Origin of the sequence: Salinarimonas sp. (genome assembly GCF_046292825.1) — a bacterium.
Lineage (GTDB): Bacteria > Pseudomonadota > Alphaproteobacteria > Rhizobiales > Beijerinckiaceae > Salinarimonas.
Map to the genome: position 1 here is coordinate 103,993 of NZ_JBKBQG010000003.1, position 14,315 is coordinate 118,307.

Genomic DNA, 14,315 nt, shown 5'->3' on the forward strand with positions numbered 1-14,315 from the left:
TCAGCTCGCGACCGCGCGGGCCTCCGGCATCAGCCGCCCGATCCGAGCGGCGAGGTCGGCGGGTCGGAAGGGCTTGGCGAGGCGGGGGAGGTCGGGGGCGATGTCGTCGACGTCGGCATAGCCGGAGACGACGAGGACCGCGAGGTCGGGTCTGCGCCGACGCGCGGCGCGGGCGAGATCGACGCCGCTCATGCCCGGCATCAGGTGGTCGGTGACGAGGAGCGCGACGGGGTGGCCCGCCGCGATCAGGGCGAGCGCCTCCTCGCCGGATGTCGCCTCGACGACGTCGAAGCCGAGCTCCATCAGCATGTCGGCGACGCTCGCGCGCACCAGATCCTCGTCGTCGACGACGAGCGCGGTGCCCCGCGCGGCGGGCGCGGGCGGCGCGGCGGCATCGGGCGCGTCGGCGGCGCCCGCGCCCGCGGCGCGCCCGGGGAGCCCGACATGGACATGGGTGCCGCGGCCGCGCTCGCTCTCGATCGCGAGCCCGCCGCCGAGCTGCGCGGCGAGGCCGTGCACCATGGACAGGCCGAGCCCCGTGCCCTTGCCGAGGCCCTTCGTCGTGAAGAACGGCTCGATCGCGCGGGCGCGGGTCGCCTCGTCCATGCCGATGCCGGTGTCGGAGACCGTCAACCGCACGTAGTCGCCGGGGGCGAGCCCGTCGGGCGCGCCGGGCGTCCCCGCGCGGGCGGGCGCGGCGGAGATCGTCAGCGTGCCGCCGTCGGGCATCGCGTCGCGGGCGTTCACGCTCAGATTGAGGAGCGCCATCTCGATCTGGTTGGCGTCGGCAGACGCGCTCGGCAGCGCCTCGTCGAGCGCGACGCGGATCTCGATCGTCGGACCGAGCGTCGAGCCGATCAGGTCCGCCATGCCGCGCACGAGCCCGGCGAGGTCGATCGGCGCCGCGCGCAGGGGCTGGCGGCGGGCGAAGGCGAGGAGGCGCTGCACGAGCACCTTCGCCCGCTCGGCCGATTGCAGCGCGCCGTCGAGGAGGCGCCGCTCGCGCTCGCTGCCGATCCCGCGGCGCACCAGCATGTCGAGCGGGCCGATGATCGGGGTGAGCAGGTTGTTGAAATCGTGGGCGACGCCGCCGGTCAGCTGTCCCATCGCCTCGAGCTTGCGGCTCTGGCGCAGCTGCTCCTCGGCCTGGGCGAGGGCGCGCGCCTGCTCCTTCTCGGCGGTGACGTCGCGGCCGACCGCGTGGATGAGGCCGGCATCGGGCACGGCGGTCCAGGACAGCCAGCGATAGGCGCCGTCGCGCCCGCGATAGCGGTTCTCGAAGCGCAACGTCGTCGTCCCCTCGGCGAGCCGCGCGAGCTCCGCACGGGTGAGGTCCCGGTCGTCCTCGTGCACGAGGGCGAGCAGGTCGGCGCCGCCGATGTCCCCCTCCGTCCAGCCGAGCAGCGCCGTCCAGGCGGGGTTGAACGCCTCGACGGTGCCGTCGACGCGGGCGACGAGCATCACGTCGGTCGACAGCCGCCACATCCGGTCGCGCTCGGCGGTGCGCTCCTCGACGCGCCGGGCGAGGGTCTCGTTGAGTTCGCGCAGGGCCTCCTCGGCGCGCTTGCGCTCGGTGACGTCGCGCACCATGCCCTTGACGCGCCCGGCGCCGGCCCCGTCCCCCAATTCGACCTCGCCCTGGGCGGAGATCCAGCGCACCTGCGCGTCGGCGCGGCGGATGCGGCATTCGAAGTCCCAGCGGCCGCCGTCGGCGATCGCCTTCCGGAACGACGCGTCGACCATGCCCCTGTCCTCCGGGAGGATGTGGTCGAGGAACATGTCGTAGGTCCATTCCGGCAGCATCGCCGCGTAGCCGAAGATGCGGTCGTGCTGTGGCGAACGCCAGGCGGCGAGCGTCGCGAGGTCGAGCTCCCAGGCGCCGAGCGCGCCCGCCTCGAGCGCGCGCTCGAGCCGCGCCTCGCTCTCCGCGAGCCGCGCTTCGGCGCGCTTGCGCTCGGAGATGTCGATCGACACCGCGAGCACGGAGGAGACCGCGCCGTCCTCGCGCACGCCCGAGACGCTGTTGCGGACGAAGGCCACGGACCCGTCCGGCCGCACGTAGCGCTTCTCGATGTCGAAGGCGGGGCCTCCGGCGGCGGCGGCGGCGAAGAGCGGCAGGTTGGCGGCGAGGTCCTCGGGATGCGTGATGTCCTGCATCGCGAGCCCGGAGAGCGCCTCGCGGCTGCGGCCGACGATGGCGCAATAGCGGTCGTTCACCTCGACGAAGCGGCCCGTCGGATCCGTCCGCGCCAAGCCGGCCGCGGCCTGCTCGAACACGGCGCGCAGGCGCGCCTCGCTCGCGCGCAGCTCGGCCGCGGCGGCGACGCGCTCGACATGGGCCCAGGAGCGGGCGGTCACCTCGCGCAGGAGGCTCGTCTCCGCCTCGGTCCAGACGCGCGGCACGCGGTCGTGGATCGCCATCAGCGCGGTCAGGCGCCCCTCCTTGACGAGGGGCACGCAGATCGTCGCGGCGATGCCGATCGACCGGAAGGTCGCGGCCTCCGCCGGCGCGAGCTCGCGGGCGACGTCGTGCACGACGAGCGGCAGCCCGGCGCCGAGCCGCGCCATTGCGAGCTGCCCGAAATCCGCGAGCCGGTAGCGGCCGACGATGCTCGCCGCGCCTGGCGCCGTCCAGTCGTCGCGGATCGTGAAGCCGTCCGCGTCGGCATCCATGTCGGCATAGGCGCAGATCGAGACGCGCAGATGCTCGCCGAGGAGCCGCATCGTCGTCGCGAGCACCGCGTCGGCATCGGCGAGCGGGGCCGTCTGCGTGCCGAGGCGGTCGAGGAAGGCGAGGCGCGCCTCGCTCGCGCGCACCCGCTCCTCGGCGCGGGCGCGCTCGACGGCGGCCCAGGTGCGCGCGGCAACGTCCTCGACGAGCGAGACCGTATCGGGGGACCAGCGCCGCGGCTCGCGCGAATTGACGTAGAGGGAGGCGATCAGCCGCCCGTCGCGGACGAGCGGCACGGAGACGAAGGCGCGGGTCTCGATCGCGGCCCAGGTGGCGTGGACCTGGGCGGGGTCGGCGACCACGTCCACGCAGACGTCCGTCGCCCCGTGGCGCTGACGCTCGACGCTCTCGGGGCCGAAATCCTCGAGCCGGAAGGTGCCGAGGATCGGCGCGACGCCGTCGGCATAGCAGGTGGCGCAGTGGATCGTCTCGCCGTCGGGCAGGACCTCGCTGTAGCCGGCGCGGGATATGCCGAGATGGCGGCCGAGCGCCTCGACCGCCGCGTCCATCGCCGCGCGCGGCTCGGCGCTGTCGCGCAGGCGCTCCTCGAGCGCGAGCAGGAAGGCCTGGCGCCGCTCGGCGAGCACCTGCGCGGTCGTCTCCGTGCAGGCGCAATACATGCCCGCGACCGCGCCGCTCTCGTCGCGCACCGGCGAATAGCCGAAGGTGAACCAGGTCTCCTCGTCGTGCCCCTTGCGGTTCATCACGAGCGGCAGGTTCTCGCGCCAGGTCGCCTGGCCGTCCATCGCGGCGGCGACGAGGGGCTCGATGTCCGGCCAGATCTCGCTCCAGATGTCGCGGAACCGCCTGCCCAGAGCCGCCGGATGCTTGGCGCCGAGGATCTCGGCATAGGCGTCGTTGTAGACGAAGCCGAGTTCCTCCCCCCAGGCGACGAACATCGGGAAGGGCGAGGACAGCATCAGCCCCACGATGGAGCGCAGGGATTGCGGCCAGGTCTCCGGCGGTCCGAGCGGCGAGGTCGACCAATCGTGCGCCCGCATGAGCGCGCCGACGCGGCCGCCGGCGAGGAAAGCGAGGTCGTTCCCGCCCGGGACGCTCATGGCCGGGCTCATGGCGGGGCGATCCCGGCGGGCTCGGCCAAGGGGGGGGACGGCGGCGCCTGCACGCCGGCGGCGGCCGCATCGGAGAGCGCGCCTCCTCGCTCGGACCCCGTCGCGGGCAGCGGCAATTCGAGACGGAAGCGCAGGCCGCTCGGCTCGAAATCCTGGCGGATGAGCGCGCGGCATTGCACGGCGAGCACCCGCTCGAGCATGATCGAGCCGAACCCCTTGCGCTCGGGGGGGCGGACCGGCGGCCCGCCGCGTTCCACCCATTCGAGCACGAGCGCGCGCTCCGCGTCGCCGGCGGGGTCGCTCTCGCGGACGCTCCAGGTCACCGACAGCGAGCCTTCCGGCACGGACAGGCAGCCGTGCTTGACGGCGTTGGTGGTGAGCTCGTGCAGGGCCATGCCGAGCGGCACGGCGATCTCGGCGCCGAGCTCGATCTCGGGTCCATCGAGGCCGGTCCGGCGGGCGACGTCCTCGAACGGCTCGAGTTCGGCGCGCAGGATGCGGCCCAACGAGGCCGATTGCCAGAAATCCTCCGTGAGGAGCGCCTGCGTCTTCGCGAGCGAGGCGATGCGGCCCGAGAACGCGGCCGTGAATTCCTCGATCGTCCCCGTGGTGCGCGCGGTCGCGCCGAGCATGCCCTGGATGCTCGCGAGCATGTTGCGGACGCGGTGGTGGAGCTCGCGGATCAGGAGCGATTGCCGCTCGGCGGTGCGGTCGCGCTCCTGGAGATAGGCGAGCGCCTGCAGCTGCCGGTGGCGGGCGCGCAGACCCGAGCGGACCGCGTTGACGAAGGTGGAGGCGTGGAAGGGACGCTCGAGGACCGTCACGTTGCCGAGCGCCGCGACGAGCGCGTCGGGCGCGGGGGCGCCGCGTTTGCCGAGCAGGAGGAACGGGTAGTCCGACCAGGGCGGCTGGCGCGCGACGAAATCCGCGAGCGCCCGGCAATCCGCGCGCACGAGCGCCTCCTCGGCGATCACCGCGCCGAAGGCGCGGTCGAGCCCGCCGACGAGCGTCTCGAGATCGGGACACACGAGCGCCGCGACGCCGACCTCTTCGAGAATGGCGGCCGCGATCTTGGCGTCCCGGCCGCTCGGCGCGAGGATCAGGATCGTTCCCTTACGCCAGCCCATCGTCGTCTCGGGTCTCCATGAGCGTTTCGCTGCCGCCGTCGAAGGCCGGAACCCCCGTCAGCACGCCGCGGAACGCGTCGAGCGGCATTCCAACGCGCACCCCGTCGCGGTCGATCCGCAATTCGCGGATCGTGTCCTCGTGGGACCCGGTGCGCTTCTTCACCACCGAGATGGCACGCCGGATGCGTCCGGCCGCCTCGAAGAAGCGCAGGAGAAGGACGGTGTCGCTCAGATAGGTCAGGTCGACGGGCGAGGTCATCTGCCCGAGGAGCCCGTGCTGGGCGAGGATCATGATGGTCACGACCCCCTGCTGATTGAGATAGGTGAGGAGCTCGTGCATCTGCAGGACGAGGAAATTCTCGTCGGGCATCGAATTGACGTAGCCGCTCCAGGAATCGATCACGACCATCCGCACGCCGCTCTCCTCGACCGCGCGGCGCAGACGGCCGGCGAGCTCGCCGGGGGAGAGGTCGGCGGGGTCGACCTGCTGAACGGTGAGCCGGCCGGACGCGATGTGGGGGCGCAGCTCGACGCCGATCCCGGAGGCGCGCTGCAGGAACACGCCGAGCACCTCGTCGAAGCTGACGACGAGGACGCCCTCGCCGCGGTTCAGCGCCGCCTCCACGTATCCGAGCGCCACCGTCGACTTGCCCGAGCCGGACGGCCCGACGATCAGCGTGCTGGTGCCGCGATCGAGCCCGCCGCCGAGAAGCGCGTCGAGCTCGGCGATCCCGCTCGACACCACCTCGCGAGCGAAGCCGCGTCCGTGCTCGGCCGCGACGAGGCGGGGGAAGACCTCGACGCCACCGGTCTGGATGAGGAAATCGTGATAGCCGCCCTTGAAGCGCCGGCCGCGCATCTTGATCACGCGCAGGCGTCGGCGCTCGGCCCCGTAGACGGGCGCGAGCTGCTCGAGCCGGATCACGGCGTGCGCGAGGCTGTGGAGGTTGAGGTCGTCCTGCTCGGCGGTGAGATCGTCGAGCATCATGACGGTCGCATCGTGCAGGAGGAAGTAGCTCTTGAGGGCGAGGACCTGGCGACGATAGCGCACCGAGCCCTGGGAGAGGAGCCGGATCTCCGAGAGGCTGTCGAAGACGATGCGCGTGGGCTTCACGCGCTCGACCTCCGCGAGCGCCATGCGAACGGTTTCGCCGAGCTCGAGTTCTGAGGTGTGCAGCAGGCTCTGGTGCTGCTCGGCATCGAGGCTCAGTTCGGGCGGAACGAGTTCGAAGATGTCGATCCCGTCGAGATCCCAGCCGTGCTGTTCGGCGACGTTCAGGAGCTCGCGCTTGCTCTCCGAGAGCGTGATGTAGAGGCAGCGCTCGCCGCGCTCGACGCCCGCGAGCAGGAATTGCAGGCCGAGCGTGGTCTTGCCGGAGCCCGGCCGCCCTTCGACGAGATGCGTGCGGTTCGCCGCGTAGCCTCCCGCGAGGATGTGGTCGAGCCCCGAAACGCCGCTGGCGACGGAGGCGGCATCGCTGATCCGAGCTGGCATCCAGATCCTCTCTGCTTCGAGCGGGATCCTCACCGACCCGGCGCGAAGTCCTGCATACGGGCTGCCGGCCCGTACGGCAAGAACGCCGCCGTGAGACGCGGCCCCGCCGCGCGCGCCTCCGACCCGAAAACGAGCTTGGCCGCGTTTCGGTTTCGCTCGTGTGCGCGAAACGGCCTCCGCGAGGGCGTCGCGGAGGCCGACGGGGCAGGGCGTCGGGGCAGGGCGGGGCAGGGGACCGGCCGGTCCCGGTCCTGCGCTTACGCTGCGGGAGGAGGCGCCTGCGTCGCCGCCGCGGCCGCTTCCGCCTCCGCGAGGCTGCCCGGCAGGGTCCCCTGCCAGCACGGGAAGCCGTCCTCCCGCCAGCCCCAGATGCCGCCGATCATCATCTTCACCGGCCGTCCGAGGCGCGCGAATTGCAGCGCTCCCTTGTCCGCGCCGTTGCAATGGGGCCCCTCGCAATAGACCACGAACAGCGTTTCGGGGGCGGCGAAAGCGAGGCGCTCCGCCGTGATCTCGCGGTGGGGGATGTTGATCGCGCCGGGCACGTGGCCGCGCGCATAGGCCCTCGGCCCGCGGACGTCGACGAGGACGAATCCGGGGCTGCCGGCGCGCATGTCGGTGTGGACGTCGTCGGGATCGGTCTCGAGGGCGAGGCGGCGGGCGAAATGGGCGTAGGCCTCGCTGGACGGGGCGGCGGGGGTATCGGTCACGTGGGTCGACATGGTGCTCGTTCCTCTGTGTCGGCTCGTCGACATTGCGCGTACTTCCCGACGGTTGAAATCGCCGCCGTCGACGATTAGCGTCAAGATCATGCCAAACGCGCCGTCGCCCGATCCCCGCCTCGTCGTCGCCCTCGCCTACGAGGGCCTGTGCACCTTCGAGCTCGGCGTCGCCGTGGAGGTGTTCGGCCTCCACCGCCCCGAAATGGGGCCGGACTGGTACCGGTTCGCGGTGGCGAGCCTCGAGCCCGGGCCGCTGCGCGCGACGGGCGGGCTCACCGTCGCCGTCGACGGGGGCGCCGACCTCCTCGCCCAGGCCGGAACCGTCGTGGTCCCGGGCTGGCGCGGTGCCGAGGAGCCGGTCCCCGACGCCATCGCCGAGGCGATCCGCGCCGCGCACGACCGGGGGGCGCGCGTCCTGTCGCTCTGCTCTGGCGTCTTCGTGCTCGCCGCGGCGGGGCTCCTGTCGGGGCGAACCGCGACGACGCATTGGCGCTATCTCGACGCTCTCGCCAGGCGCTACCCCGACATCCGCCTGGCGCGGGACGTGCTCTACGTCGACGAAGGGCAGGTCCTCACCGCCGCCGGCAGCGCGGCCGGGATCGATCTGTGCCTCCACCTCGTGCGTCGGGATTTCGGTCCCCTGGCCGCGAACGCGGTGGCGCGGCGCCTCGTCGTTCCGCCCCATCGCGACGGCGCTCAGGCGCAGATCGTGGAGCGGCCCGTGCCGCTCCCGCACGAGGGGGCGCGGCTGTCGCCGCTTCTCGACCGCCTGCGGCGGAGCCTCGATCATCCCCACACGATCGCCGCGATGGCGAATTCGGTCGGGATGAGCGAGCGGACCTTCCTGCGGCGGTTCAAGGCGCTCACCGGAACGACGCCCGGAGAGTGGCTCCGCGACGAGCGCCTGCGCCGGGCCCGCGAGCTTCTCGAGACGACGCTCCAACCGATCGAGACGATCGCGGTGGCCAGCGGCTTCGGCTGCGCGGGGAGCCTGCGTCATCATTTTCGCGAGCGGCTCGGTACGAGCCCCGTCGCCTATCGTCGGCGGTTCGCGCGAAAGGCGGCGTGACGCGCCCGCTGCGGGAACGGTGGCGGTTTCGACGGACGGCGTCGTCGAGACGGTCTCGGCGAGAACGTCGGAACGATCGGCATTCGCACGCATCGCGCTCGCCGGCGGGAACGAGGTGCAGGTCGAGGCATCGGCTGCGACTTGCATCGACCTGCACCTGAGCGTCGGCTCGATCGCCCTGCGCGTGCAGAAGTGCCCCCCGTGACCTCCGAATCTGCCCGTCCGGCGACGATTCGCAAACGTGAATGCGCGCGTGCATGAGCATGTCGATTCCGGCGTGCATATTCGGGCGACCCCGGATGGCGCGTGCTCCCTCGCTCTATAAAGTTTCATCAACAACGGTCGTTGAGGCGCGGAAGTCGACAGGGGAGGGGCGCGACGTGAGCGAAACTTGGGGCATTCTCAGCCCGGCCGATCTAGCCTCCTCACGCCGGCTCCAATCGCTCGGCCTGACGCGCGCGATCCGGCGCTTCAACGAGCGGGCGGTTCCCGGGATGGGCGGGCTGTGGTTCACGATGCCTTTGGTCTGGTCAATGCTCGGGATCGCGGTCGCGCACGAGACGGATAAGCGGCCGATCTCGGCGGCGAACGCGGTCGAAGCGCTCGCCATGAAGCTGGCGCTCGCCAAGAGCAACGGCGGCGAGCCCGACGGCCGGTTGCGGGGGCGGCGCAATCTCGGGCGGACGGATGGCTGGAGCTTCGCCGAGCTCGCCAGACCGGGCTCCTATGTCACGCAGCCCTTCCGACAGACCTGCACGCAGCCTCTCGTCACGCTCGGGCTCGTCGAGTGATCGAGCGCGCGTTTCAACTCCTTCCGCCTCCGCAAGGATGCCGAGCGCCTTCTCGCGCTGCTGCCGGGCCTCGTCGAGGCGACCACGGCATGGGTGGAGGGCCGATCGCACGAATGGCGCATTCACGACGGCATTCTCCCGCGCGCCCCGCTCCCGGAGGCGCTGCGGGCGGATATCGGCCGGCGCATCTACGGCGAGGGCGCCGACGCCGCGCGCCGCAAAACCGTTCGCGACCATGGGCGCCGCTGGACATCGCAGGCGCTCCTCGACCAGGAGCCCGCGGGCGTCGCCGCCGATCACCTCGTCGATCTCAGGGGCGGCATCGCGACCGTCCGCCTGCGCGACGCCGCCTTGCGCGTGCTCGGCGCGGTCGAGGCGCGGATCGCGGCGCGACGCGATGCCGGTCACGCGCCCGCTCTCACGCTCACCGATGCGCTCGCCGACGAGACGATCCGCGAGCGGATCGCGGCGTGCGTCGCGCAGGCCGCGTTCGCGGCGCCTCATATCGAGGCGGCGAAGGAGAGCGACAGTCTCGCCTTCCTGAAAGATTGCCGCTCGCCCGACGGCCTCCTCGAGCGCCTCGCCCGGCGCGACGGTGTGGTGATCGTGCTGCGCGACGACGTGCTCGCGCCCGGTCCCGCCTTCGGCGCAGCGCCACCCGGCCAAGACGACCAAGAGGGCGCCCCGCGCTCCGACGTGCCGGAATTGCCGCGCATCGCCAATCTCCTCGCGCTCACGGACGATCTCGCTGGCGGAAACCAGGGGAGGGCCGCAGCATGAGCCACAGCCTCCTCTCCCTGTTCATGCCGCCCGACGACGATCACACCGGCGATTTCGGGATGCTCTGCGGGTTCACCGCGAGCCGCGACGTGCTCGAGCGGATCGCCCGCACCTTCTCGGGCGACGGCTCGCGGCCCCATCTCGCCGCCTTCATCCACCCGAACGCGGGTGCGGTCACGGATATTCCAGGCATTGCCTGGATGCATTTTCGGAACGAGCCGTTCAACCTCCTCCACGCCAAGGTCGCCCTCCTCGGTTTCCGCAGGCGCGGCGCCGACGGCGAGGGGGACGGCTATCGTCTGCGCCTCGCCGTCAGCACGGGGAACTGGACCGCCGAGCCGTTGACGACGAGCATCGACATGTTCTGGTGCGGCGAGATCGCGGTCGGCGCGCGCGACCCGCAGCTCGTCGCCGACATCCGCGCCGCCGACGGGCTTTTCGGCTGGCTGCGCGGACTCGCCGACGACAGCCTCCTGCGCCAGACCTTCGACGGGCACCTCCCCGACGCGGCGTTCCGGGAGGCGATCGAGAGCCTCCCCGACAGCCGTCGCACGCCGCGCTTCGTCGACACGCGCACGCAGACGATGCGCCGCCAGCTCCTCGCGCGGCTCCCGCGCAGCGAGATGGCCTATCTCGCGATCGGATCGGGCTATTGGGAGGCGAGCGAGGAAGACGCCGAGGCGGGGCTTCTGGAGCGCCTGCGCAAGGATCTCGTTCGCGAGCGCAGGCTCGCCAAGGGAGCCGATCGCGATCTCGTTGTCGACCCCGACAATTGCCAGGGGCTGTATGCGCAGGCGGCCGCGCTGGACAAGAAACGGTGGCGGTTCCGGAAACCGGCGTCCAAACTTCATGGGGACGCGAATGTCCGCCTCCACGCCAAGTTCCTCTTCATTTCCGAGCAAGCGGGGTCGGGGGCGATCGGCGAGTCGCGCCTCTATATCGGCTCGGCCAATTTCAGCCGCGCGGGCTTCGAGAGTACCGCCGAGGCCCGGGGCAACCTCGAGGCCGGCATCGTTCTCGCGCCCGATCCCGAGCTGAGCTGGCGTGGCAACGCCGTCAAGCCGATCTCGAAGCTTCTTCCGGGCGATTTCGGGAGCACGGTCGAGATCGGGGATCTCGCTCCAGGCGAGCCCTTCGTCGCGCCTCTCCCGCCGCCGCCGCCGCCTCCCGTCACCTTTCTCGAATGGGCGGACGGCGAGCTCTTCGCCCCGGCCGCATGCAAGGTGCCGATCGACGTCCTCGCAGAATCAGGCGCGATCGCGAGGCTTCCCTGCCCGTGGCCGGCGCCGCCGCCCGCCTTCGTCACGCTCCGTCCGAGCGGCTGGCGCGTGCCGGTGCGCGCGGACGGGGCGCTCGTCGTGCCGAAGCGCGGGCCGGTCGGGCTCGAGGACATCCTCGCCGGCCTCGGCCGCTTCCCCGCCGCCCCCATCGCGGCGGGGGAGGACGAGGAAGAGCCGGACGCCGAAATCGTGGGCGAGATGGACGACGTCGGCGCGGACGGAACCGATCCGGCGCGCGCCTATCCGGTGCGGCAGATGATGCGCCTCGTCGTGCGTCTCGCCGAGCGCCAGAAGGATCTCGACCCGCGCGATTGGCAGCGCTGGTGCCGCGAGCTCGGCCAGGATCTCCCACGCCTCGTCGAGACGGAGGCCGCCATGATCGCCCCCTTCGTCGCCGCGCGCGCGAACCCCCTGACCGCGCTCGCCGACCCGGAGTTCCTGCCGGAAGGCGTCAACGAGGGTGCGCTCGCCGTCGCGCTCGACAGAATCGCGGCGGCATGGGGGCTCGACGCCGCGGAGGATTTGTGGGAGCGCAGGGCATGACCGGGTTCGAAGGATGGTCGCGGGTCGCCGAGTGCCTCGAGGCGCAGGCCGATGAGGCCGATGCGGCGGAGCGCGCGGGAGTGGGGAGCGCGCTCCTCGACGAGGGCCAACGCGCCAGCGTCCGCGTGATCGCCGAGCGCCTGCGCGAGGGCTGCCGGGCGCAGCTCGTCGCCGACGAGGTCGGCATGGGCAAGACGCGGATCGCGGTCGCGCTGATCGTCGCCGTGCGGCGCTCGGGCGGGCGCGCGGCGATCGTCGTGCCCGGCGGCCTCGGCGCGCAATGGCAGGCGGAGCTGCGCCGCTTCGACCGGGACGACAGGACCCTCCTGCCGCTGCGAAGCTACGAGAGCTTCGTGATGGGCTACGCCCGGCCTGGCGAGGGCAATCTCGCCGATGGGTGGCAGGCGCGGCGCGACGCGCAGCTCCGCGATCGGCGCCAGCAGCGGGAGCTGCCCGAGGGCGATTGGCGCGACGAGACGACCGTGATGATCTCGCATGCCTTCGCGCGCATGCGGTTTCCGATGTCCGCGGACGGCGAGCCCTCGTGGCGCCGAGCGCTCATGCCGGCGATCGTGGGCATGATCGACGAGAACCTGCGCGGCCGCGACGAGGCCGAGCGCCCGGCGACCTACAGGGTCGCCAGAGCCGCCTACGAGACGCGGCACATCGAGCCGCTCGAGATCGAGTCCGTCCGCGACTGGCGCGATCCAACCTCCGACGAATATCGGCGCGCCGTCCTGCCGGTGATCGGCCGGGCGCTCGGGCGTTTCGATCTCGTCGTGGTCGACGAGGCGCACAAGGCCCGCGGCGAGGACAGCAGCCTCTCGCGTATCCTCGGGCCGGTGATCTGGGAGAGCGCGGATCCCTTCCGGCTCGGTCTCACCGCGACGCCCGTCGAGCTCGACGCCGACCAGTGGCGCAACACGCTCGCGCGCCTCTTCGGCCGCGACGACGACGCCGAGGCGGCCGCGAAGGCGGTGGCGACGCTCGCGGAGCCGATCTCCGCCTATGCGGAGGCGGCGCGCAAGCTGCGGGCGGAGCCGCTCGGCGAGGCGGTCGTCGCCGCGTTCGAGGCGGCGGCCGCCCGGTTCACGCAGGCGCTCGCGCCCTATGTGATCCGCCGCGACAAGCGCTCGGACCAGGAGCTGCACGCCTTCGAGCAACAGCACGGCTCCTACCGGCGCGTCGCGCCGGTTTCGGTCTTGCCCGAAGACATGGAGCGCGATTGGCTGCGCGCGTTTTGCGCGGCCGAGGCGCTCTCGCTCCTCCCGCAGAGCGATCGCTCCGTCAAGCGCCTGAGGCTCACGGTCGAGAAGGGGCACGGCCTCGACAAGCTGATCGTCGAGAATGCGGCCGAGCCTGCGGGGGCCGAGCGAGATTTCTGGTCCCGCAACGTCCGGCCGGGCGCCGGCGCGACGCTCTTCGAGCATCCGGCGATCCTCGCGGCGGTGCGGACGATCGAGGACGCGGTCGCGAAGGGTCGCAAGGTTCTGGTGTTCGGCACGCTCGTCGCCCCGTTGCGGGCGCTGACCCGGCTCCTCGACGCCCGCGCCCTGTTGCGCCATCTCGCCGATGGGCGGCACTGGCCGGCGCGCGGCGTCGGCAAGGATGCCGTCGATGCCGTTCGCGCGGCGCTTCGCGCTCCCGATCGGCCATCGGGCGCGCCGGAGAGTTTGGATGCGGTCGATGCGCTCCTCGCCGAGCGCTACGAGGCCGAGCGCCAGGCGCGCGAAAGAAACCGGGAGCGTATCCACGCCGAGATCCTGGAGCTGCGGGGGCAGGACCCGATCGCGGCGTCGATCGCCGAGATCTGGGAGAAGCCCGACACGCGCGAATCGCCCGACACGAGCCGGATCGGCCTCCTCCTCGAAGCGCTCGAGAGCCGCCTCGCCCGCGGCGCGGACGCGCGCGGGCGCACGCCGTGGACCACAGAGCGGCTGCTCGCCGAGACGCGGGCCTTGATCGCCGAACTCTCCGCCGGCGCAGGCGATCGTTTCGCCGAGGACGATAAGCCCGAGCCCGCGAACGGCGGCGTCCAAACCCGCGACTTGCTCGCGAGCCATCTCGATGAGTATTCCGGCCGCGAGGGCAGCTTCGCACGCCTCCTCTACGGCGCAACGGCGCCGCAGACGCGACGCCTCCTGCAAGCGGCCTTCAACCGCGAGGGCTCGTGGCCGATGGTTCTCGTCGCGCAGTCCACGGTCGGGCGCGAGGGGCTCAACCTGCACGACGAATGCCGCACGGTCGTCCTCCTCCACGCCGAGTGGAATCCCGGCGTCGTCGAGCAGCAGATCGGCCGCGTCGACCGCAAGAACAGCCGCTTCCTGAAGGATTTTCGCGGCAACGCCTGGCGCGAGACGGGCGAGCCGCCGCGCATCGACGTCCATTGCATCCGGGTGGAGGGGGGCTACGACAGCCTGCACTGGTCGATCCTCCTCGACCGCTGGAAGGACCTGCGCGCCCAGCTCCACGGCGACGTCGTCGCCCCCGAGGACCGGGAGCGGGCGAGAACGGATCCCGAGCTCGCGCGCCTCGTCGAGCGGCTCGACGCGGCGGCGCCGGACTTCCATCCCAGACCGAAGTGGGGAGCGCAGCGTCCCGGTTCCGGGGTCGCCGACGACGTGCCGAAGATGGCCGAGGCGTGAGGCTCGGGCAAGCGCACGGCACAGCGCGCCGCTTCCTGGACGAGGAAGCGACGAAGGGT

The 14,315-nt window shown here is 72.2% G+C and carries 9 protein-coding genes; 5 read left to right on the forward strand and 4 right to left on the reverse strand.

Annotated elements, in window-relative coordinates; translation table 11 throughout:
• The 4 genes from ACK4UM_RS03005 to ACK4UM_RS03020 form a co-directional block, all read right to left on the reverse strand.
• Complete coding sequence (locus ACK4UM_RS03005) at positions 1–3,792, reverse strand: PAS domain S-box protein (RefSeq protein WP_409795422.1); 3,792 nt, start codon at positions 3,790–3,792, stop codon at positions 1–3.
• An 8-nt stretch (positions 3,793–3,800) separates the two neighbouring features.
• On the reverse strand, positions 3,801–4,931 hold the full coding sequence (locus ACK4UM_RS03010) for a sensor histidine kinase (RefSeq protein WP_409795425.1): 1,131 nt from the start codon (positions 4,929–4,931) through the stop codon (positions 3,801–3,803).
• A complete protein-coding gene (locus tag ACK4UM_RS03015) occupies positions 4,918–6,426 on the reverse strand; it encodes an ATPase domain-containing protein (RefSeq protein ID WP_409795428.1) in 1,509 nt (502 codons plus the stop codon). Before ACK4UM_RS03015 ends, ACK4UM_RS03010 begins: the two co-directional genes overlap by 14 nt.
• A gap of 257 nt (positions 6,427–6,683) precedes the next feature.
• Positions 6,684–7,148 (reverse strand): rhodanese-like domain-containing protein, encoded by a 465-nt coding sequence (locus ACK4UM_RS03020; RefSeq protein WP_409795430.1) that lies wholly within the window; start codon positions 7,146–7,148, stop codon positions 6,684–6,686.
• 88 nt (positions 7,149–7,236) lie between these two features.
• Between ACK4UM_RS03020 and ftrA the strand changes: the two genes are divergently transcribed.
• From ftrA to ACK4UM_RS03045, 5 genes are all read left to right on the forward strand, one after another.
• Positions 7,237–8,217: a transcriptional regulator FtrA gene (gene ftrA / locus ACK4UM_RS03025; protein ID WP_409795433.1), complete on the forward strand. Its 981-nt coding sequence runs from the start codon at positions 7,237–7,239 to the stop codon at positions 8,215–8,217.
• 380 nt (positions 8,218–8,597) lie between these two features.
• Positions 8,598–9,008, forward strand: coding sequence for a hypothetical protein (locus tag ACK4UM_RS03030; RefSeq protein ID WP_409795436.1), 411 nt, complete (start codon positions 8,598–8,600; stop codon positions 9,006–9,008).
• 93 nt (positions 9,009–9,101) lie between these two features.
• Entirely contained in the window at positions 9,102–9,788 is a 687-nt protein-coding gene (locus ACK4UM_RS03035; protein ID WP_409795439.1) for a hypothetical protein, read from the forward strand.
• Positions 9,785–11,611 carry a hypothetical protein gene (locus tag ACK4UM_RS03040; RefSeq protein ID WP_409795442.1) on the forward strand — a complete coding sequence of 609 codons (1,827 nt, stop codon included), beginning with the start codon at positions 9,785–9,787 and terminating at the stop codon, positions 11,609–11,611. Before ACK4UM_RS03035 ends, ACK4UM_RS03040 begins: the two co-directional genes overlap by 4 nt.
• On the forward strand, positions 11,608–14,256 hold the full coding sequence (locus tag ACK4UM_RS03045) for a helicase-related protein (protein ID WP_409795444.1): 2,649 nt from the start codon (positions 11,608–11,610) through the stop codon (positions 14,254–14,256). Before ACK4UM_RS03040 ends, ACK4UM_RS03045 begins: the two co-directional genes overlap by 4 nt.
• The last annotated feature ends 59 nt before the right edge of the window (positions 14,257–14,315 follow it).